Source organism: Echinicola marina, from assembly GCF_020463795.1.
In the GTDB taxonomy this organism is placed as follows: Bacteria; Bacteroidota; Bacteroidia; order Cytophagales; family Cyclobacteriaceae; genus Echinicola; species Echinicola marina.
In genome coordinates, this window is the sequence record NZ_CP080025.1 from 157897 (window position 1) to 180360 (window position 22464).

Annotated in this window: 19 protein-coding genes; 10 read left to right on the forward strand and 9 right to left on the reverse strand. The window is 39.8% G+C overall.

The features are described 5' to 3' along the window. Window positions 1-155 precede the first annotated feature (155 nt). Window positions 156-1232: a mannose-1-phosphate guanylyltransferase gene (locus KZP23_RS00790; RefSeq protein ID WP_226334283.1), complete on the reverse strand. Its 1077-nt coding sequence runs from the start codon at window positions 1230-1232 to the stop codon at window positions 156-158. Between the two features lie 8 nt (window positions 1233-1240). Further along, the gene (locus tag KZP23_RS00795) at window positions 1241-2209 is read right to left on the reverse strand and encodes a KpsF/GutQ family sugar-phosphate isomerase (RefSeq protein WP_226334284.1); all 969 of its coding nucleotides are present in this window, start codon (window positions 2207-2209) and stop codon (window positions 1241-1243) included. Between the two features lie 99 nt (window positions 2210-2308). Between KZP23_RS00795 and recQ the strand changes: the two genes are divergently transcribed. From recQ to KZP23_RS00815, 4 genes are all read left to right on the forward strand, one after another. Beyond that, complete coding sequence (gene recQ, locus KZP23_RS00800; RefSeq protein ID WP_226334285.1) at window positions 2309-4486, forward strand: DNA helicase RecQ; 2178 nt, start codon at window positions 2309-2311, stop codon at window positions 4484-4486. 15 nt (window positions 4487-4501) lie between these two features. Further along, window positions 4502-5794: a phosphoribosylamine--glycine ligase gene (gene purD, locus KZP23_RS00805; protein WP_226334286.1), complete on the forward strand. Its 1293-nt coding sequence runs from the start codon at window positions 4502-4504 to the stop codon at window positions 5792-5794. Between the two features lie 145 nt (window positions 5795-5939). Continuing rightward, complete coding sequence (locus KZP23_RS00810) at window positions 5940-7295, forward strand: PSP1 domain-containing protein (RefSeq protein ID WP_226334287.1); 1356 nt, start codon at window positions 5940-5942, stop codon at window positions 7293-7295. Next, the gene (locus KZP23_RS00815) at window positions 7288-7767 is read left to right on the forward strand and encodes a gliding motility lipoprotein GldH (RefSeq protein WP_226334288.1); all 480 of its coding nucleotides are present in this window, start codon (window positions 7288-7290) and stop codon (window positions 7765-7767) included. Before KZP23_RS00810 ends, KZP23_RS00815 begins: the two co-directional genes overlap by 8 nt. An 8-nt stretch (window positions 7768-7775) precedes the next feature. Here the strand turns inward: KZP23_RS00815 and KZP23_RS00820 are convergent, their stop codons facing one another. Continuing rightward, entirely contained in the window at window positions 7776-11756 is a 3981-nt protein-coding gene (locus KZP23_RS00820; RefSeq protein ID WP_226334289.1) for an AAA domain-containing protein, read from the reverse strand. 5 nt (window positions 11757-11761) lie between these two features. After that, window positions 11762-12574, reverse strand: a complete 813-nt coding sequence (locus KZP23_RS00825; protein WP_226334290.1) for an SDR family oxidoreductase — start codon at window positions 12572-12574, stop codon at window positions 11762-11764. Window positions 12575-12774: 200 nt separating this feature from the next. Between KZP23_RS00825 and rlmD the strand changes: the two genes are divergently transcribed. Both rlmD and KZP23_RS00835 read left to right on the forward strand, forming a co-directional pair. Continuing rightward, window positions 12775-14184, forward strand: coding sequence for a 23S rRNA (uracil(1939)-C(5))-methyltransferase RlmD (gene rlmD / locus KZP23_RS00830; protein ID WP_226334291.1), 1410 nt, complete (start codon window positions 12775-12777; stop codon window positions 14182-14184). Then, a complete protein-coding gene (locus KZP23_RS00835) occupies window positions 14181-14558 on the forward strand; it encodes a hypothetical protein (RefSeq protein WP_226334292.1) in 378 nt (125 codons plus the stop codon). Before rlmD ends, KZP23_RS00835 begins: the two co-directional genes overlap by 4 nt. Before the next feature lie 63 nt (window positions 14559-14621). Here KZP23_RS00835 and KZP23_RS00840 read toward each other — a convergent pair whose 3' ends face one another. The 5 genes from KZP23_RS00840 to rsmA all read right to left on the reverse strand — a co-directional run bounded on the left by KZP23_RS00840 (window position 14622) and on the right by rsmA (window position 18822). Then, on the reverse strand, window positions 14622-15020 hold the full coding sequence (locus KZP23_RS00840) for an HIT family protein (protein ID WP_226334293.1): 399 nt from the start codon (window positions 15018-15020) through the stop codon (window positions 14622-14624). A 50-nt stretch (window positions 15021-15070) separates the two neighbouring features. Continuing rightward, the gene (gene greA, locus KZP23_RS00845; RefSeq protein WP_226334294.1) at window positions 15071-15544 is read right to left on the reverse strand and encodes a transcription elongation factor GreA; all 474 of its coding nucleotides are present in this window, start codon (window positions 15542-15544) and stop codon (window positions 15071-15073) included. Window positions 15545-15699: 155 nt separating this feature from the next. Next, window positions 15700-16635: a 2-hydroxyacid dehydrogenase gene (locus KZP23_RS00850; protein ID WP_226334295.1), complete on the reverse strand. Its 936-nt coding sequence runs from the start codon at window positions 16633-16635 to the stop codon at window positions 15700-15702. Window positions 16636-16684: 49 nt separating this feature from the next. After that, entirely contained in the window at window positions 16685-18052 is a 1368-nt protein-coding gene (mgtE, locus tag KZP23_RS00855; RefSeq protein WP_226334296.1) for a magnesium transporter, read from the reverse strand. Beyond that, window positions 18040-18822 (reverse strand): 16S rRNA (adenine(1518)-N(6)/adenine(1519)-N(6))-dimethyltransferase RsmA, encoded by a 783-nt coding sequence (gene rsmA / locus KZP23_RS00860; RefSeq protein ID WP_226334297.1) that lies wholly within the window; start codon window positions 18820-18822, stop codon window positions 18040-18042. Before rsmA ends, mgtE begins: the two co-directional genes overlap by 13 nt. 54 nt (window positions 18823-18876) lie before the next feature. Here rsmA and KZP23_RS00865 point away from each other — a divergent pair, with 54 nt between their 5' ends. From KZP23_RS00865 to rpmF, 4 genes are all read left to right on the forward strand, one after another. Further along, window positions 18877-20313 carry a leucyl aminopeptidase family protein gene (locus KZP23_RS00865; protein WP_226334298.1) on the forward strand — a complete coding sequence of 479 codons (1437 nt, stop codon included), beginning with the start codon at window positions 18877-18879 and terminating at the stop codon, window positions 20311-20313. 6 nt (window positions 20314-20319) lie between these two features. After that, window positions 20320-21339, forward strand: coding sequence for a 4-hydroxythreonine-4-phosphate dehydrogenase PdxA (pdxA, locus tag KZP23_RS00870; RefSeq protein ID WP_226334299.1), 1020 nt, complete (start codon window positions 20320-20322; stop codon window positions 21337-21339). Between the two features lie 78 nt (window positions 21340-21417). Next, window positions 21418-21981, forward strand: a complete 564-nt coding sequence (locus KZP23_RS00875) for a YceD family protein (protein ID WP_226334300.1) — start codon at window positions 21418-21420, stop codon at window positions 21979-21981. Window positions 21982-21999: 18 nt separating this feature from the next. After that, the gene (rpmF, locus tag KZP23_RS00880) at window positions 22000-22191 is read left to right on the forward strand and encodes a 50S ribosomal protein L32 (protein WP_015264052.1); all 192 of its coding nucleotides are present in this window, start codon (window positions 22000-22002) and stop codon (window positions 22189-22191) included. The last annotated feature ends 273 nt before the right edge of the window (window positions 22192-22464 follow it).

The following is a 22464-nucleotide window of genomic DNA, read 5'->3' on the forward strand; positions in this document are numbered from 1 at the left end:
ATTCGCCCTTTACGACCTTAAAACCTCAAGTTTCGGATAATAAAAAAAATCTTCTCACTTAAGACTCGATAAACTTCAAAAGGACCAACCCAAAGAAAAATTGCTCATTGGATTAATCCTTTCATGCATATTGTACAAGCAAGTCTGTTCACATCTTAAATAAAATCCTCTCCTTTACTCTTGGCATCAGAAACAAATTCTTTGAATTTCTTCTCAGCATCCAGCTTACATATAAGAATTACATTTTCGGTTTCATTAATCAAGTAATTATCCAATCCATGGACAACTACCAACTTTTTTGGAGAAACCTTAATATAACTGTTGGTAGTATCATATAACACTGCATTGGCGTCAACAACATTATTATCCTCATCCCTTTCCTTTATCTGGTGCACACTCATCCAAGAACCTAGATCAGACCAACCAAAGTTGCTTTTCAGTAAATACACATCCTCTGATTTTTCCATAATTCCATAATCCAATGAAACATTTTTCACTAAGGAATAGGCTCTTTTCACAAATTCGTACTCTTTCTCTGTGCCATAAAAATGATGCCCCTCTTCAAAGACCTCGGCCACTTCGGGCATTTGCTTTTCAAAAGCCTTTATAATAGACGCATTTTTCCAAACAAACATCCCACTGTTCCACACAAAGTCCCCACTTTCCAAAAATGTCTCCGCCAGTTTGGCATTTGGTTTTTCGGTAAAAGTCTTGACCTTTTTCAGTGCTCCCACATTTGCACCTTCTTTGTACTGGATATAGCCATAGCCGGTTTCAGGTCGATTGGGTTCTATCCCAATCGCGATTAGCCTATGATGATGCTCAGCTTCAGCCAGGCCCTGCTTGATTTTCCTTTGAAAGGAAATCTCATCTAACACCAAATGATCAGATGGAGTCAATATCACCCTTGCGTCTGGATCTGCTCGTTTGATCTTATAACTGGCATATGCCACACAAGTAGCCGTATTCCTTCTCAACGGTTCTGCAAGAATTTGACTTGCAGAAATATCAGGTAACTGCTCTTTGACAATATCTACATACATTTGATTGGTAACGACCAAAAAGTGCTCAGGGTCTGACAATTTCACAAACCGATCAAAGGTCATTTGAAGCAAGGTTCTTCCTGTACCTAAAATATCCAAAAATTGTTTTGGATAATTATTCCTACTATAAGGCCAAAATTTAGACCCGATTCCTCCGGCGAGTACTACAATATATGGTTGTTTTTGCATGATTCATTTTAAACAATACCCTCTTTCATCAAGTCATGAATATGGATAAACCCAACAATCTTTTCTTTATCCATAACGACCAATTGGGTGATGTTGTATTCCTTCATCATATTCAAGGCTCGAATGGCGTATTCTCCTACCCCTATGGTCTTGGGACCTTTGGTCATGATGTCCTTTGCCTTGACAGTAGAAAGGTCCTGCTTTTGCTCCAACATCCTCCTTAAATCCCCATCTGTCACAATGCCAACCAAGCTCCCCTCAACATTTTGGACTGCAGTTGCCCCCAGCCTTTTTCCACTAATCTCCAATATCACTTTGGCCAAATCATCCTTTTCCGAAACAAGGGGAAGAGTATCTTTTACCACTAAATCCTCGACAGTAAGATAAAGTTGTTTGCCCAAGGAACCTCCTGGGTGGAACTTTGCAAAGTCATCACTTCCAAAGCCCTTTGCCTCCAACAGACAAACAGCCAATGCATCCCCAAGTGCCATATGAGCCGTGGTACTTGTGGTTGGAGCTAAATTAAGTGGGCAGGCTTCACTTTCAATCGTGGCATCCAAAACAAAATCGGCTTGCTTAGCCAGATAACTATCTTTGTTACTTACCAAAGCTGCCAGCTTAGATCCCATTTTTTTGAGCATAGGCACTAAAACTTTCACTTCAGGAGTATTGCCACTTTTAGAAATACAAATTACAAAATCTTCCTTTTGAATCATACCCAAATCCCCATGAATGGCATCAGCGGCATGCATAAATAATGCAGGTGTTCCTGTGGAGTTCAAAGTAGCCACTATTTTGGTAGCCACAATGGCACTTTTGCCCACCCCGGTAATCACCACTCGCCCTCTTGAAAGCAGTATTTCATTTACACAAGCTTCAAATTCATCATCAATTTGACCAATTAAATTCTGTACTGCTTCAGCCTCTATTTTGAGGACACGAATGGCACTGTTTTTAATATTTTTTATTATATTCAATTTTACCGAGGTTATTATTAAATTTGTACAAAGGTAAAATTATTTACTTTAAATATTTAATGAAAAGCATTCGGCAAATCATTAAAAAGACAGAATGGAGTGGATATAAAAATTAAAGAGAACCTCAAGAAAATTTTTGGCTTCAACCAATTCAGAGGGAACCAAGAAGCAATAGTTGACAATATTTCACAAGGTAATAATACCTTTGTCATCATGCCCACCGGGGCGGGTAAATCGCTTTGCTATCAGCTACCTGCTGTCACAAGCGAGGGGACAGCCATAGTCATTTCTCCGCTGATCGCATTGATGAAAAATCAAGTGGATCAGTTGAATGCTTTTGGGATAAACGCCCACTTCCTAAATTCTACCCTCAGTAAATCTGAAACCAACCGGGTCAAAAGCCAAGTCCTAAGTGGAGACACCAAACTGCTCTATGTAGCACCTGAATCCCTCACTAAGGAAGAAAACATAACTTTCCTAAAGTCTGCCAAACTCAGCTTTGTAGCCATTGATGAGGCCCATTGTATTTCAGAATGGGGGCATGATTTCAGACCTGAATATCGAAAAATAAAATCCATCATTGGCCAAATAGGAGAGAATCTACCGATCATCGCCTTGACAGCCACCGCTACGCCCAAGGTCCAACAAGATATTCAGCGAAACCTAAATATGGAAGATGCTGATCTTTTCAAATCTTCCTTTAACAGGACCAATCTTTTTTATGAAGTGCGTCCTAAGGTCAAGAATGAGACCAAAAAGCAGCTTATCAAATACGTAAAGTCACACAAGGGCAAGTCTGGCATCATCTATTGCCTCAGCAGAAAAAAAGTGCAAGAAATCGCTGAACTGCTTAAGGTCAACGGAATCAACGCTGTCCCCTACCATGCAGGACTGGAGGCTGCTACCAGAGTAAAAAACCAAGACGATTTTCTCAATGAAGAAATCGAGGTGGTCGTAGCCACCATTGCATTTGGAATGGGTATTGACAAACCGGATGTCCGATATGTCATCCATTATGATGTTCCAAAATCCCTTGAAGGCTACTATCAAGAAACCGGAAGAGCAGGAAGAGATGGACTCGAAGGTCATTGTTTGATGTTCTACAAATTCGATGATATCATCAAGCTAGAAAAATTCAACAAGGACAAGCCCGTCAATGAGAGGGAAAATGCCAAAGTCTTGCTGCAAGAAATGGCTGCCTATGCAGAAAGCTCTGTGTGCCGTAGAAGGGTTTTGCTCCACTATTTTGGAGAAAGCCTCAATGAAGACTGTGGATACTGTGATAACTGTAAGAAAAAGAAAGATGCTTTCGACGGCCAAAAGGACATTCAAATAGCCATTGAAGCGGTTAAGACCACCAACCAGCGTTTTAATCTCGACCATATCGTCAAAGTCATCCAAGGTGAGCAAAACGAATATATGGAGAGCTATAAACACGATGGGCTTACCGTATTTGGACAAGGAAAAGACAAAGATGAGCGCCATTGGAAATCGGTAATCAGACAGGCCATGATCCTCCACTTCTTGGATAAGGATATTGAAAATTATGGTGTCATCAAACTTTCATCAATCAGCGAAGATTTCCTTAAAGATCCACATCCAGTGATGTTGAGCAAAGATCATGATTTTGAGGAAATGATAGAAAATGAGGAATCAGAAGAATTCAGCAATGGCAAAAAAGCTTACGATGAAAAGCTCTTCGAACTGCTTAAAGTAGAAAGAAAAAGGGTTGCCAAATCAAAAGGATTGCCACCATATGTAATCTTCCAAGACCCTTCATTGGAAGAGATGGCGACGGTCTACCCTACCACCCGTGAAGAACTCGCACAAATTAATGGGGTTGGTATGGGAAAAGTCGCTAAATTTGGGTCTCCATTTCTCAAACTAATTGAAAATTATGTTGAGGAGAACGACATCATTACAGCTTCGGATGTAGTGGTCAAAACAGCAGGCACCAGATCCAAAGTCAAAATATCCATTATTCAACAAGTGGACAGGAAAGTGGACCTGGATGAGATTGCCACCAATCTAAACATTGGCATGACGGAGTTATTGCAGGAGATAGAACAAATAATTTACAGTGGTACAAAATTAAACATCAATTACTATATCAATAATATCATGGATGAAGACCGTGAGGACACCCTTCACGATTATTTCATGAACGCAGAAACAGATAATATCAGAGAGGCATTACATGAACTTGAAGACGAAGACTTCGGCGAAGAGGAAATTCGAGTGTATAGAATCAAGTTTATTTCAGACCATGCCAATTAAACTAGATTAAATTTCATGAACATATTATTATTAGGAAGTGGAGGCAGAGAACATGCCTTTGCTTATAAGATTGTTAACAGCCCAAAGTGTGACCAATTATTCGTAGCCCCTGGAAATGCAGGAACAGCAGCTATTGCCAATAATGTTGCTTTGAGCATAACAGACTTTCCAGCACTTAAGGAGTTTGTCCTATCCAACAATATCGAAATGATCGTTATTGGACCGGAAGAGCCTTTGGTAAAAGGCGTGGCAGATTATTTTGCAGAGCAAGAAGAAACAAAGAACATCCCTGTAGTAGGACCAAAAAAATTGGGTGCCACACTCGAAGGGAGTAAAGATTTCTCCAAGCAATTCATGCAGCGAAACAATGTCCCTACTGCTGCTTCCGCAACCTTCACCAAAGAAACAGTTGAAGAAGGTTTGCAATATTTAAAATCGCAAAACTTACCCATCGTATTAAAAGCTGATGGGCTAGCTGCAGGCAAGGGGGTTTTGATCTGTGAAAGCCTAGAAGATGCTGAAAATTCCTTTAAGGAAATGTTGCTCGAAAGCAAATTTGGAGCGGCTTCCGACATGGTTGTTATTGAAGAATTTCTTAAAGGAATAGAGCTTTCTGTATTTGTGGCCACTGATGGAAAAGGCTATAAAATCCTTCCAGAAGCAAAAGATTACAAACGCATCGGTGAAAAAGACACAGGATTAAACACTGGCGGAATGGGCGCAGTAAGTCCTGTTCCCTTTGCAGACGATGCCTTTATGCAGAAAGTAGAAGATAAGGTAGTAAAACCAACTATTGCCGGCCTTGAGAAAGAAAACATCGATTATAAAGGTTTTATATTCATTGGATTAATGAATACCAACGGTGAGCCTTATGTGATAGAATACAATGTACGTATGGGTGACCCGGAAACCCAAGCGGTACTTCCACGAATCAAGAGTGATTTTGTGGATTTGCTATTGGCCATTGGCACTGGAAACCTGTCTAACTATACATTAGAATTAGAGGATTTCACTGCTACTACTGTAGTAATGGTTGCTGGAGGATACCCTGGAAGTTATCCTAAGGGAGACAAAATCAGTGGCCTTGAAAATGAGAATAACAGTAGCCTTACTTTCCACGCCGGCACCACAAACAATGAGCAAGGAGATGTGCTTACGAATGGCGGAAGAGTGATGGGGATTACCGGCAAAGGACAAAGTGTAGAAGAAGCACTTTCCAATGCCTATTCCAGGGTTAATGAAATCACCTGGAAAGATGTCTATTTCCGAAAAGATATCGGTCAGGACATTTTAAATTATGGTAAATGATACCATAACCAATTCACGAGGAGACTGCCTTCAGTCTCCCTAAATAATAGCTAGCTTTATGGCAGGATGTAGTAGCTGCTCTACCACTTCAGGAAGCGGTGGGTGTCAAAATAATGGCACTTGTGGTACGAGCGATTGTAATAAAATGAATTCATTTGATTGGCTATCCCATATGGGCATACCGACAATTGATACCTTCGATATAGTAGAAATCAAGTTCAAGGGAGGAAGAAAAGATTACTACCGCAATGTCAATCATCTTAAATTGACCACTGGTGATCCTGTGGTGTTAGATGTCCCCAATGGACATCATATAGGATACGTTTCATTGCAGGGTGAGCTTGTTCGCTTACAAATGCAAAAGAGGAAAATCAAAAATGATGATAATATCCTCAAGATCTATCGACTTGCAAATCAAAAAGACCTTGAAAAATGGGAAGAAGCCAAAAACCGTGAAGTTCCCACCCTTTATCGAACCAAACAGATCATCGATGAAATAAAACTGGAGATGAAATTGTCTGATGTTGAATTTCAGGCAGACAATTCAAAAGCCACTTTCTATTACTCAGCAGACGATCGAGTGGACTTCAGGGAATTGATCAAAATCTTGGCCTCTGAATTTAAAATCAGGGTTGAGATGAGACAGATAAGCCTCAGACAAGAAGCCGGTAGACTTGGTGGAATTGGTGTTTGTGGACGAGAATTATGTTGTTCTACTTGGATACACGAATTCAAAAGCGTGAGTACTTCGGCAGCTAGGTACCAAAACCTTTCTCTTAACCCTACCAAACTTTCGGGACAATGCGGAAGACTTAAGTGCTGCCTTAATTACGAATTGGACACTTATATGTCTGCCTTGGAGGATATTCCCAATATCGAAAAACCATTATTAACAGAAGCTGGTTCAGCTAAACTCCAAAAGACTGATATCTTTAGGAAACTGATGTGGTTCAGCTACAATAATGAAAACAACTGGCATTCCATAGATTGTGAACGTGTTCAGGAAATCATTGAAATGAATGAACAGGGCAAAAAACCTTTTAGCCTTGAAATGGACGATATGATGGACATGGAAGACGATCGCAATAAGTCCAATATGGATCTGGAAATGCTGGACCAAAAGTTTAAAAGCAAGACAAAGAAAAAGAAAAGACGTAAACCTAAACCTAAAGGGCCAAACCCAAACCAGTCTACCCAACAAGGGGAGAGCAAAACCGCTTCAAAAGGAGGTGCTCCACAAGAAAAGCAAGGCTCTCCTAAGGGACGTAATAGCAGACGAAATGGTCCTGGACAAAGCCCTGGACAAAACAAAAGAAGAAGCGAAGCAAAAGGTAATTCCCAAAACAAAACTATTCAAAAGCCGTCTGCCACAGATCCAAAAAGTGAAGGCAAGGATGCCTCCAATTCCTCTCAAAAGCCTAAAGGTAACAGAAGGAAAAATGCTCCAAGGAAAAAGAACAACAGAAACAACCAAAATAAAGGACCTAAGAACAATGAATAAGAAACCTTCGTTTCTCCATTTTATTATTTTAGGACTATTGACCTCTGGGGCATTCTCCTGCGATTCTAAGAGAATTTATGAGGAATACCATGGGCTTTCTGAATATTCCTGGGCGGTTGCAGACACTTTAACTTTCGAAGTGCCTCCCATAACAGCATCAGCCTCGCCAATGTCCACCTTGAGAATCAAGTATAATGACAGTTATGACTATTATAATATTTATGTCAAATACATTCTGAAGGACAGCCTTGATAGCCTCATAGACAATCAACTTTTGGACATCTACCTTTTCGATCCAAAGACAGGAAAACCTTTAGGCGATGGTTTTGGAAATACTTATACCCAATTGGACACAATACCTTTCAAAAACAAGGGGCAACAGATGCCATTAAAAGTACAACTGATCCAATACATGAGAAGTAAAGAACTCAAAGGGATTGAATCCATTGGACTAAAAATAGAAAAGGAGTGATGAACACATCACTCCTTTTTATTTGTCATTTCAAATTTGGTCTGTAACAAATCTTCATGATCAAGCCAATATTGCCTGCTAAAAACAAAAACCACATTCCAGCCCTTTTGCCTCAATAATTGGGAATGATATACAAAGGCCTCTTTGGCAGTCTTAGATGAAAAAAGCCTATCATCATCTGTCAATATAGCCCCTAAATACTTATCTCCCTCAAGCAATTCCAAATCCATCACACGTGAAATAGACCTGTCCTTTAATTCATGATTTCCATAAATCCCCTCTAATTTCCCCTTCAAATACCATGAACTTGCAAAACCAGCCGTATCCTTTTCTTGGAGCCTCACCTTCTCTCCTGAAGCTATTTCCTCAGCATAAGCCAAATAATCACGAAGCATTTTAACACCAGGATTGAGAGTTTGCCTCTCCTTAAAATCCCTGGGAGATATACTGCTCACTACTACCACCCTATTTCTGGCCCTGGTCACAGCCACATTTAACCTATTGATTCCTCCTTCCTTGGATAGCAATCCAAAGTTGGCAGTAAATTTTCCTACTTTATTTTTAGCATAACCAATAGAAAAAATCACTTCATCAAATTCATCCCCTTGTACATTTTCAATATTCTTCACCTTCACCTTTGCCGAGGACACAGCGTTATCTGAAGAAATATACGCTGAAATCAATTCCATCTGAAAGTAATTAAAAGTAATCACCCCAATTTCAACTTCTGGCCTATCTTTGATAATTCCCCTTATTTCTTCTAACACTGCTTCAGCCTCAACCTTATTGGATTGCTTATCCCACACACCATTTACCTTCACCCATTTATATGAATTTTCCGCTTCATTCAATGAATTCATATCTGGCAACATGCTAAGTTGATCATGATAAAAATATCGGTTGGAAAAAGCTATCAGCGACAAATTCTTACTTCGATAATGGCCTTCCAATGCATATTTCTTAAAGTAATTCGATGCCAGGTCCAAAAGCGAATTGGATTCCAATTCCAGGCCTTCCTCATCTGATTCCAAACGGATCTTGTAAAGATCAAAAGGCTGTAATTGTTGACTATCCCCCGCAACGACGACTTGTTTCCCCCTAAGCATAGCAGGTAGTCCCCTTTCAGCAAAGCACTGTGACGACTCATCAAAAACCACCAAATCAAAGCGGTTTTCCAAAGGAAAAAGTGCCGAAACAGTTTCTGGTGAAGCCAACCAACACGGAACCAGTTTAAATATTTCCGACTCGAACTCCTCTATTAGCTTCTTTATTGTCCAAAGCCTTTTTTGCTTACTTACCTGATGCAAAAGGTCCCGATAGGTAACCAAATTATTAAGCCTATTGTATTCAAGTTTTTTGAAGGTGTTTTCTCTTAACCTCAGTTCTGCAATAAACCTGCTTATTTTTATCTTCTCTTCTACAGAAGCAGTAAATTCTTCAAGGATATCCTTCACTTTCTGAAGGCTGATCTCCTGCAAAACGGGGTATTTTGCCTCTATATGCTCTATCCAACTGAACCTTAAGCCCTTCAAAAAAACTTCTTGCAATTCCTCAAAAGACTTTTCAGGATAGGTATCAATAAGCTTATTGATGACCTCTATATCCACTGATCGTAATTTTCTCTTTAGCCTGTCCAGCGCTACTATTTCCGTAAAATCCTGAGTGATTGTACGCTTTACCATCTCCAGTTTTTCATCGTTAGAGGCTGTAAGCAAATGCTTAATCTGAATAGGACTGAAATAATTCTTCCATTGGGTAGTCTTCATCTCTATCAGACCATTGATCCCAATCAATTCCTGAAGTATCTGTCGATATTGGTCAAAATCAGTTTTTTCAAAAACCAAATAAGGAGAAAGCATACCCAGCTCCTCCAAAATAAACTTGGCCTTCAATGCCTCCTTCAAAATATGTGATTGATGATTGAATGTCGTAAAATCAAATGGTTTGGTGGGCATATCCACCCATTCCTTACGATCTAATAATGTATATTGGTGATTCAGGTTCAAACGATTCTCCAACATTTTCACCAATAAATTTAACCCCTCCCTATCTCTGTTAAGCCCATTCTTTTTCAATAAATCCCACACCCCCTTGTACTCATTTCTGTAAAAGACCAAGCTAATTGACTTCCACCATGACTCCTTCATCTGAAGCACATGCAACACTTTTTCATATACAGCTTCCACATACTTGTCACTGACTGTCCACTCTATTCCTTCTTCAGAAAGTAGCTTTTTCACTACATCCACCTTATTCTCCAGCCATAACCTATCCAGTTCCCCTTTGGGATATATCATCAACTTTTTAAGGGTTTGGAAAATCTCTTTATTTGAAACGATCGCCTCCAACTCTTCCAACCTATTCCTATGCTCAAACGACTGGTAGACTAATGGAAATTCAAATGGCTGATACAAGAGATTACCTAGAATTTTTTCTGCTGTTTGCTTCAGTTCTTTTATTTCCTGTAGGTTCTCTTTGAAGCGATTGATCACATTAGGCGTGAACTGGGCAAAATCCACCCTGTGCAACCAAAATGAATCCGGACTTTCATACTTCGGTTGATAATAATTATACTCCTTAAAATCCCGAAGGAATTCATCTAATGAATCCCAATGGTAATTTTTATAATATTGCGTCAGGTTAAAATGCTCATCTTCAAAACTCGAGCTGATATATAGCTCTTTGATGGGCACTCCACATTCTTCTGTATTAAAAAGTGCATGCCGATAATCTTCCAAAAATTCCGCATGTGTTTCGATGGTTCTTACAGTCTGGCTGAAATTGCGCTCCAATTGAATTGCATCCAAACTTCTGTTAAGTTCCTGATAGCGTTCTAAAGACTGAATTTGGTCTCCTATTTTCTTAAAAAGCCTATTTCTGTCAGCTCTAAAATCATGAACCAAGGCCAAAAATGCTGAAAAACCCTGCTGAGCTAATCTCGAGTTCACCACCTCCAGTGCAGCCCTTTTCTGAGACACCACCAAGACCTTTTTGCCCCGGGAAATAAAATCAATAACCAAGTTACAGATCAATTGTGATTTACCTGTGCCTGGTGGCCCCTGAACCACGCAAGAACCTCCCTCTCTCACCGTTTTGAGTACTTCTTCTTGGCTTGCATCCATGGGAAATGTATTGAACAAATTCCCCTCCTTTAAGGACAAAACCTGTTCCTCATCCTGCACAAACCAGTCCATAAACAGTTCCTCGAGATTCTCTGAAGTATATTTTTCCTTCAGTTCTTCATAATCACGTATCAAAAATGAACTCTTCTGGGAAAACTGTCCCAAAACCGCATTGGGCTTTAATTTCAACACACCAGTTTTGGAATGCTTCTCGCTTTCATTGGAACTCCTTTCTCCAAAATCATCTAGCTTTCCCTCAAACAAATCCTGATTGAAATTAAGCGTGAGTTCCTTTTTGAGATAATGGTAAAGCTCAGTCAAAAAGGCTCTGGGTTCTTTGGAAAAATTTTCTATTGCATTTTCCCACCATTCTTTTTTAAAACTGATTTGATGGGCATGGGCATATGCCAATAAAAAGGATTTATTGATAAAAGGCTGATCTCCAGATTTTTTTTGCAAATACCAATAATTCCCCTCTTGAACCAGTCTGACGGGAAAAAACAACAAAGGACATCTAATAATCTGGTCATTGGGCAGCTTACCTTCCACGAAGGGCCAGGCCACAAAGAGACTCTTCTCTCCACTCTCCTCTTCTGTCAGCCTTGCATATTGACTGATTCCCTTAATACGGTTTGAAACCTCATTGGTGTTTTTATCCCGAGCATCAGCTATTTTGAGTAAAGGAATTTTCTTCTTCCTCCCCAACAATTCTTGAATATAGTTGAAAGCATTTTGATGCTCCAAAAACTCAAGGTCTTTCAGGTCTATCATTTGGGAACTGATTACCCGTGGAAGATGAATGGACCTGTTTTTAGCAGACAGATCCATCAGCCTATTCATATAAACCTGAAAGAGATCTTGTATCATAATAATTATTTGAATGGGGAATCCTTTTCCTTTGCCATATGATTATAAACAATTCCGTCCATTATCCCAGGAATCCACTTGTTCAAAAACACGGCCAGCTTACCTTCTCTGGTCAAGACCAAATCCCTTTTTCGCTTATATGTAGCATGAACAATATGTCTGGCAACCTCCTCCGAACTCATCATGTCATTTTCATCCCTCGGAGATTCACCTTGAGCACTCCCATCCCCAGTAAGTGCATTATTCCTGATATTAGAGGACGTAAAGCCAGGGCAGGCCACTAGTATATGTACTCCCCTTTTCATTACTTCTGTCCGCAAAGACTCCATAAAACCATTCATGGCATATTTACTGGCAGTATAAGCTGTTCTAGCCGGAGTCCCTCGATAGCCATTAATAGATGATACGCCGACTACCGAACCTTTATTTTCTAGAATAGAAGGCAAACAATATTTAGTAGCATAGACAGTCCCCCAAAAATTAGTATCCATAACTTTATGAAAAACCTCCGTATCCAATTCCTCAAAAAGGGCCCTCATGGAAATACCGGCATTATTGACCAAAACATCAATCTTTCCATAGTGCTTAATTACTTCTTCAGCCATTCTTTTGTTATCCGCTTCTACTCCAGCATCTGCCAAAATCCCCTTGGCCTCCAAACCTGCATCCGCTAACTTCTTAAGGCTATTATCAAGCTTAACCTGGTTTCTACCGGTAATCACTATTTTGGCACCCTCATTCCCAAAAGCCTCTGCGCATGCCTCTCCTATCCCAGAAGTAGCACCGGTCACAATCACAACTTTATCCTTAAATTTCATTCTAATACTTTACTTTAAACCTAAAGATAATCATTTCAACTTATTTGGAAATTTCTTGAAAAAGAAGTTCCTGATACTCATATCGCAAAAGACTAAGATACAGGACTTAATTATTTATCTCTTCTGCTCCATGGACCCGAAAAATTCTCTTCCTCCAAAACCTTATCCCATTTCAAAGATTATGATTAATTTTGCAGCCTATGTCGAGAAAGATGAAAAATAAGGTTCTGGAAAACCTTACTATCGAGCGGATTGCCTCAGAGGGCAAATGTGTAACCCATTATGAAGGGAAAGTGGTTTTCGTCCAACAAGTAGCCCCAGGAGATGTGGTTGATGTCCGCATTACCAAGGGCAAAAGTAGTTTCATGGAAGGCCAGGCCATCAAGATCCACAAATACTCTGAAGACCGAGTGGATCCTTTCTGTTCCCATTTTGGGGTATGCGGAGGGTGTAAATGGCAACATATCAATTATGAACTTCAACTCGCTTACAAAAGACAACAAGTACTTGATCAATTTAGCAGGATTGCAAAAGTGCCCATCCCTGAGGTAATGCCCATCATTGGCTCTGCCGACACCCAGTATTACCGAAACAAACTTGACTTCACCTTTTCCAATAACAGGTGGCTGACCCGTGAAGAAATTGATTCTGGAAAGGATTTTGAAAGAAATGCCCTTGGATTTCATATCCCTAAGCGTTTTGATAAAATCGTTGACATCGATCATTGTTACCTTCAGGGAGGGATTTCTAATGACGTGAGAAATGAGCTGAGAAAGTTTGCATTAGAAAATGACATCAGCTTCTTTGATATGATCCAGCAAGTGGGACTACTAAGGAACTTGATCATTCGTACAAGCTCCACTGGAGAGACGATGGTCATTGTTCAATTCGGCGAAAACCAGCCTCAGGAAATTCAAAGAGTGATGGATTTCTTGGCAGAGAGATTCCCAGAAATCACTTCGCTGCTTTACATCATCAACCTCAAGAAAAACGAAACCTTCCACGATCAGGACATCCATACCTTCAAAGGCCGAGACTATATCATTGAAAAAATGGAGGAGCTGGAGTTTAGAGTGGGCCCCAAGTCCTTTTACCAAACCAATTCCAAACAAGCTTACGAATTATATAAAGTCGCAAGAGAACTTGCAAACCTAAATGGTGACGAGGTTGTGTATGATTTATACACAGGCACAGGAACCATTGCCAATTTTGTTGCGAAAAAAGCCAAACAGGTAATAGGTATTGAATATGTAGAAGCTGCCATAGAGGATGCTAAGCTTAACGCTGAAGTAAACAGCCTTGACAACACGCTCTTTTATGCAGGAGACATGAAAGACATTCTCAATGATGAATTCATTGCAGCACATGCCGCACCAGATGTAATCATTACAGATCCTCCTAGAGCAGGAATGCATGATGACGTAGTCAATATGTTATTAAAATTAGAGGCTCCCAAAATAGTTTACGTGAGCTGTAATCCTGCTACCCAAGCTAGAGATGTTGCGTTATTGGGAGAAAAATACCAAGTAGTCAAGGTTCAGCCTGTGGACATGTTTCCGCAGACTTACCATGTAGAAAATGTAGTATTATTGACCTTAAAATCATCATGATAAGAGACGATAATGACCCAGAATTGAATGGCAAATACTTAGGAACCATTACCAAGGATTTTGTCAAAGTAGCAGACACTCTTAAGGAAGCTTCTTACCAAATACGGTCCAGGAAATTCTCTGACCACCCTATATTTCCCGTTTGCAAAACGGAACAAGCTATTGGGCAGCTGCTAATAGGTAATAAAGACATAAAAGTGGACTGGAACTATTATATCACCTATTTGGATGAATTTGTTCAAAGAAAGCTAGTGGATGAAAAAGCCATTGAAGACTTCAAGAAATCCTATAAAGATCCAGACGAATTTTGTTGCTTATTTGTCATAGATCAGGATTTCACCAATTTTGTCTATATCCCTTATCCAAATGAATAAAAAAACAAAAAGCCTTGCTAAACATATATTAGCAAGGCTTTTCTACAGTTAACAGTTAAAAAGTTAGAGCTTTACTTCCTTCTTGATTTTTTCAGCAATGGCTGCCATTTCTTCGTTTTCCAACTTCAGCTTTGGACGGGTAAAATTAATATCGTCCATACTGTTCAACGGCACCAGATGAACATGCACATGAGGCACCTCTAATCCAATCACTGCTACCCCTACACGGGTACACTTGATCGTTTTGTCCACAGCCTTTGCCACCTTTTTTGAAAAGAGGTGCAATCCTGCTAACAATTCATCTTCTAAATCGAAGATATAATCTACCTCCTTCTTAGGCACAACTAGCACATGGCCTTTCACCAAAGGCATGATATCAAGGAAGGCGATATAATTCTCATCCTCGGCCACGATATGACCGGGAATTTCTCTATTAATGATTTTTGTGAAAATACTTGACATTGGGATAAAAATAAAAAATCCCGATTGAAATTCCATCGGGATTGATATAATTAGTAATTAATTTCTAATACTTCGAACTCTATAACTCCTGCCGGAGCATTGATTTGTGCAATTTCACCTACTTTCTTACCTAAAAGACCTTTGCCAAAAGGTGATGACAATGAAATCTTGTTTGCCTTCAAATCCGCCTCTTCTTCGGATACCAAGGTATAAGCTACTGTCATGCCATTTTTGACATTTTTAATTTTAACTGTACTTAAAATTCCCACCTTAGATGTATCCATTTTTGAATTATCCAACACACGTGCATTGCCAACCACTTCCTCCAATTTGGAAATTTTCAATTCCAAAAGACCTTGAGCATCCTTAGCGGCATCATATTCTGCATTTTCACTAAGGTCTCCTTTGTCCCTTGCTTCTGCTATCTGCTTGGCAATATCCTGCCTTCCCTTCGTCTTCAACTGCTGAAGTTCATCTTTTAACTTCCTTAGACCCTCTTCAGTATAATATTGTACTTTTCCCATAGTCAAATTAATTTAACAAAGCTTGAAAAATAAAAGAACGGTCTCATTACTGAAGACCGTTATTAAAATCCTGCTTTTATTTGCGTGTAAGGCAAATATAATCATTACCTAACGATAATACAATCTTAAGGTTTAGATTGTTATCTCCATAAACCCTATTTTATAGGAAAGGCAGTTTGTATTTTCTCCACCAATACCTGATTAATTTTCTCATATGATTGGAAAGTCCATCCAGCAATATGAGGACTAAAAATCACATTATTCCTTTCACAAAGGGCTTCAAAAGACCTTTTTTGTTCCACTGTCAAAGTAGCCAGTTTCTCATTCTCCAGCACATCCAACAAGGCTCCCTTAAGCTTTCCATTGGACAAGGCCTTGTTCAAGGTTTCAAAGCTAATCACTTCCCCCCTAGCAGTATTGATCAGGTAAAACGGCTTCTTGAAGCCCATCAAAACCTCCATGCTAAAGAAATCTCTGGTTTCTGGGGTCAAAGGGACATGAATACTAAGAACATCAGCCTTTTCTTGGATCTCCTCAAAACTTGCTTCTTGGGCAAATTCATCTCCATAGTCTTTTTTATATTTATCATAGGCTAAGACTTTCACCTCAAAACCTTTAAGTTTTTTGGCAAAAGTACTCCCCATGTTTCCATAACCAAAAACCCCAATTGTCTTACCTTTCAGCTCCTCACCCCTATTTCCTTCTCTGTCCCAAACCCCACTTCTCACTTCCTTATCAGCTTTGGTAAAGTGATTGAAAAGTGCCAAAAGCATCCCTATGGCATGTTCTCCCACAGCATCACGGTTTCCTTCCGGTGCATGAAAAAGCTTAATCCCATGTTCTTCTATATAATCCAGGTCAATTTTATCCAACCCAGCACCTGCCCTTCCTATGAACTTCAATTGGGCAGCTTTTTCCAATAGAGGCTTATCCATAGGGGTTTTGGACCGAATAATCAGACCTTCGTATTCGCTCACAATCTCTTCAATTTCCGGCCTTTTAATATCTGGCCTATAATCCACCTGAAAGCCAACCTCTTCCAAAAGAGGCACAATGCTTTCATGCATATCATCAATAATTAGAATTCTCATATATTAATTAGTTTCTATTAGGGTGACTATTCCGCCAATGGCAAACAAATTATAAATTTAATAGCATCATCGCTACTAGAAAATAGACCGCCAAGCCCAAAAGGTCATTGGCTGTGGTAATAAATGGTCCTGAAGCCATCGCCGGATTGATTCCAAATTTATCCAAAACAATAGGGGTAACTGTTCCCATAAAGGATGCCAAAAGAACAACACTAAATAAAGCCAAGCCTACCACGACTCCAAACTCAACTTTTTCCTTATACACAAATATCACCGTTCCAAAAACGATCAGTCCCAACACTATTCCATTAAGAATGGCTACCAAAAGCACCTTTGCAAACCGTTTCCCTATACTTTCGGCAAAAACAGATTTAGCAGCTAAAGACTGCACTACCAAAGATGAGGACTGAATCCCCACATTTCCTCCCGTGGCTGTAATCAAAGGGATGAACGAGGCCAGCTGCAAATATTTTTCCAATCCTTCTTCAAACACTCCAATTATCTTAGCTCCCATCAAACCTCCTAAGCAACCAATCATTAACCAAGGGAGCCTCGCCTTAGAAAGTCTGAAAACAGAATCGGATTCCTCCACATCATCCGAAATACCCGTCATGGCCTGCATATCTTCTTCTGCCTGTTCACGGATCACATCCAAAACGTCATCGACAGTAATCCTTCCGACCAATTTGTTTTTCGCATTCACCACGGGCAGAGCTTCCAAGTCATACCTACGCATAATTTCAGCCACTTCCTCCTCATCCATATAAGTAGGAACTGAAATAATATCGTCTTCGTAAATATCCTTGATTTTGGTATTGGAAGCAGACAAAATGATCTTTTTCAAAGCCACCCTGCCAATCAGACTCTCTTTATTATCCACCACATAGATGGAATAAATTTTCTCCACATTTTCAGCCTGTCGACGGATCTCTTCAATTGTCTGAACCACAGTCCAATTAAGGTTGGCCTTAATAAATTCCTTTGCCATTAGGGCGCCAGCACTTCCTTCTTCATATCGAAGAAGTTCCTGGATATACCCCGACTTTTCTTTTTCTTGGATATTACTGATGACCTCTTCCCTATCCTTGACCACTAGCTGGTTCAGGATATCCACCGCATCATCAGATTCCATATTATCCAACAGACCAGCCAGCTCGACAGAATCCATCTCTTGCACCACCTTGAACTGAGGCTCTTCATCCAGTTCTATCAGTACATCTGCAGAAAATTCCTTGTCCAGTGTTCTCAACACAAAAAGAGCCTCTTCCATGTCCAATTCATCCAGCAATGATGCCACATCGGCCTCATTGGCACCATCTATAGACTCACGGATGGACACAGCGTCCCCTGCCTCAATGCTCTCTTTTAAGCTCTCAAGGTATTCTTTGGATAACTCAAACTCTTTTATTTTTTCCAAGACGCTTCCAGTTTATTGGTTAAAGAAATAAAAGATGCCACATCTAGCTGTTCAGCTCTTTTGTCCAAAATTGGATCTAACTTCATATCTTCCGACAAACCCAAAGACTTAAGTGCATTTCTCAAGGTTTTCCTCCTAGTGCTGAACCCTTGTTTCACCACTCTAAAAAACAATTTCTCATTACAATCCAGTACTTTGACACCATTCCTTTTCAACCTGATCACTCCGCTATCTACCTTAGGTGGCGGGTCAAAAACCCCTGGAGGCACCGTAAATAAATATTCAATATCATAATATGCCTGCAATAGCACACTCAGTATTCCATAGTCTTTGTTCCCATGTGGTGAGGCGATTCTTCTGGCCACTTCTTTTTGAAGCATACAAACTACTTCGGTCACCTTATTCCGCTCATCCATCACCTTAAAGAATATCTGAGAAGATATATTATATGGAAAATTCCCTGCAATGATATATTCACCATCTATGACCTTCGAAAAATCAAATTGCAAGAAATCTGCATCAATAATCTGTTCTCTTAACTGCGGGTATTTTTTATGCAAATACGCAATAGATTCCTTATCTATATCAACTAAGAACAAATCCCAATGCTCTTCCAAAAGAAAGTCCGTCAACACCCCCATCCCAGGCCCTATCTCCAACACTTGTCTGACATCTTGGTGTCCAGAAACAGACTTGGCAATTTTTTCCGCAATACCAAGGTCGGTTAGGAAGTGCTGCCCCAAGTGCTTTTTTGCTCTGACTTTCTCCATCTTTAGTTCTCTGATAAATTTATACTAAATTGCCTTCCAAAATTAAGACAATATATGCTAACTGCCATAAGATTATTAGACTCTCCAAAAAATCTTCTTTCTACAACCGGTGTTGTTTTCATCTCCCATGAAGATGAAATTCAAAACTTCCCCTTGGGCGATGATAAGAAAATCTTTATTAAACAGGAACTTTTTGAAAATAAGAAAAGAGAATTACTTTTTGCGGATGATAAATGCAAGCTACTATTTATTAGACCTAAAAGACATGAAGAGGGAGCTTACAAGCTAGAATTGGCTAGAAAATCAGGAGCCAAGGGCTGGGCTTTCCTCAAGGATATCGGCCAAACAAACCTCTACTATTTCGGTAAATCCGAGAAATTATTCCTCGCTTTCGTCGAGGGACTTGTTTTGGCTTCCTATCAATTCGACAAATATAAAAGTGATAAGAAAAAATCAAACAACACGCTTGGAATCCACTCTCCAATTTCTGAAGACTGTAATCTTGAGGAATTACTGCATTTGACCATAGCCACTTTTGAGGCCAGAAACCTAGTCAATGAACCTGTTATCTATCTTAACGCACTCAAGCTTGGCGAGGAAATCAAACGACTGGGGGAAAAATACGGCTTTGAAACCGAAGTTCTGGACAGGTCCCAAATCAATTCTCTGAAGATGGCAGGTTTAATGGCGGTAAATGCAGGAAGTGAAATACCTCCGACATTTTCCATTTTACATTATAAACCCAAAACCGGCAGAAAATTCAAAAAACCCATTGTCTTAGTTGGCAAAGGAGTAGTTTACGATACTGGTGGATTAAGTCTCAAACCAACTCCTAACGCTATGGACTTCATGAAAGCGGATATGGCAGGAGCTGCCGCAGTAATTGGGGCAATTTGTGCCGTGGCTCAATTAAAGCTACCAATGGAAGTGATAGGATTGATCCCCGCAACTGATAATAGACCGGGTTTTAATGCCGTAACTCCAGGAGATATCATTACCTTTGCAAACGGCAAAACAGTTGAAATACTTAATACTGATGCTGAAGGAAGGTTGATCTTAGCAGATGCCTTGATTTATGCCCAAAAGTATGATCCCAAATTGGTCATTGACCTAGCGACCTTAACGGGATCTGCAGCAGGTGCATTGGGAAAAGAAGGTGCTGTAATGATGGGCAAGGCTTATGACGAAGAAAAAAGTTTCCTCAAAATCGCCAGTCAGGAAGTCTTCGAGCGATTGGTCGAATTCCCACTTTGGGAGGAATATGGGAAGCAATTAAAATCATCCGTTGCAGACATCACAAACCTGGGAGGGCCTACGGCAGGAGCAATTACTGCAGGCAAGTTCCTGGAACATTTTATTGATTATAATTGGGTACATATAGATATTGCAGGACCCGCATTCATAAAATCCGGTGAAGATTATAGAACAACCGGCGGAACTGGATTTGGCGTAAGGTTAATCACCCAGTTTTTGAAAAACATTTCTAATTGATCACGAATGAATCAGAAACAAAATAAACCCGTTATTGGCATTACTATCGGGGATATCAATGGCATAGGTGCGGAAGTCACCATGAAGGCTTTGATGGATAACAGGATATTAAAGCAAATCACCCCTGTTATTTATGCCCACGGAAAAGCAATTACCTTTTACAGGAAGTTGCTTAAGATGGAGGATTTCAATTTTATGCAAGTTAGAAATATAGATGAAATCCATCCTAAAAAGATCAATGTCATTAACGTAGCAGAAAATTGTCCTGAGGTCATGCCCTGTGTCGAAACCCAAGAATCAGGAAAGATGGCACTTGCAGCCCTGGACAAAGCCATCGAAGATATCAAATCAGAAAAGATCAACGGCATCGTCACTGCCCCTCTAAACAAGAACAACATCAACTCAGAAGAGCTCAAATTCATTGGCCATACGGAGTACTTGACCCACGCTTTTGAGACAAAGGAGAGCATGATGTTTATGGTCGCTGAGGACATCCGAGTGGGTTTGGTTTCCGGACATGTCCCTTTGGCAGAAGTAGCCAATAATGTGACTGGCAAGAAAATCAAACAAAAATTAAAAATAATGTTAAAGTCATTAAAAGATGACTTTGGCATCCAAAAACCTAAAATCGCGGTATTGGGACTCAATCCCCATGCCGGTGAAGACGGGCTTTTAGGTAAAGAAGAAGAAGAAATCATCAAACCAGCTATCCGTGAATTCAAAGACCAAGGACACATGATCTTCGGACCATATGCAGCTGATGGTTTCTTTGGGATGATGCATCAGATGAAGTTTGACGGCATACTAGCCATGTACCATGACCAAGGTCTTATTCCATTCAAAACATTGGCATTTGAATCCGGGGTAAACTTTACCGCTGGTTTGCCTGTTATCAGAACATCACCTGATCACGGAACTGCTTACAATATTGCAGGAAAAAACGTTGCTGACGAAGGTTCTATGCGTGCTGCGATCTTTACAGCTATAGATATAATCTCCCAAAAAACCGATTGGGAAGAAGAGTAAAATAAATAAATCAGTGGTATATTTTATATTTATAAAATAGTTCACTAAATTTGCGGTCTTAAATTAGCAGGAGGAATAGTGAAATTCTGGAGAGCTTTTGATATTGAGATCATCAAACTAAATGAAGGAAAGCATGAATTTACCTTCAACATTGATGATGATTTCTTCTCCCATTTCAAGGATAATGAGATGGCAGAAAAAGGTGACATCACAGTCACGGTTTTGCTTAATAAGCAAGCAAACGTACTTGAGGCAATATATAAAATAGAGGGCACGGTAGAACTCACCTGTGACAGGAGTTTGGAAAAATTTGACCAAATACTGGAAACAGAACAAAAAATCATCTACAAATATGGCCCTGAGGAGCAGGAGATCAATGAAGAAATATTCATGATCACTAGGGACACTCCAAGTATCAATGTTGCCCAATTGATTTATGAGTTTATTATTCTTGCCTTACCAGCCAAGAAACTTCATCCTGACTTCAGGGACGAGGAAGATGAAATGGATGGTGAAGGCGAGTTTGTATATTGGTCGGATGAAGAAGAGGGAGATGCTGACGAAACAGCCCAACCTGAAAACACAGATGACCTTGTAGATCCCAGATGGGAAGCATTAAAAAGTATTAAGAAAAAAGATTAATCTAAAAATTGTATAGAGATGGCACATCCTAAACGAAAAATTTCGAAAACCAGAAGAGACAAGAGAAGAACGCACTATAAGTTGACCGCTCCTGGTTTGGCACAATGCCCAACAACTGGCGAGTACCACCTTCCTCACAGAGCTTACTGGCTAGACGGTAAACTGTACTACAAAGGACAGGTGATCATTGAAAAAGAGGTGCTTGCATAAGCTTAAAACATTTTAGTAAGTTGCGAATACGCTAATTACAAAAAAACAAAATCCATTTAGGCAAAGTCTTAAATGGATTTTTTTATGCGTAAACCGCAGTAATCTTGGAGACATACTTTAAAAACGTGGCTTTTAGGATTCTACTTGCAAAATTACTTGGTGGTAAGGCACATTTTAAATAATTTTGGAAGCCTAATTTAATTTGTGGCAGTAGCAAAACATAATCATGTCACATAAGAAGTATCCAAAGGGTAAATACCAATATCATCCACG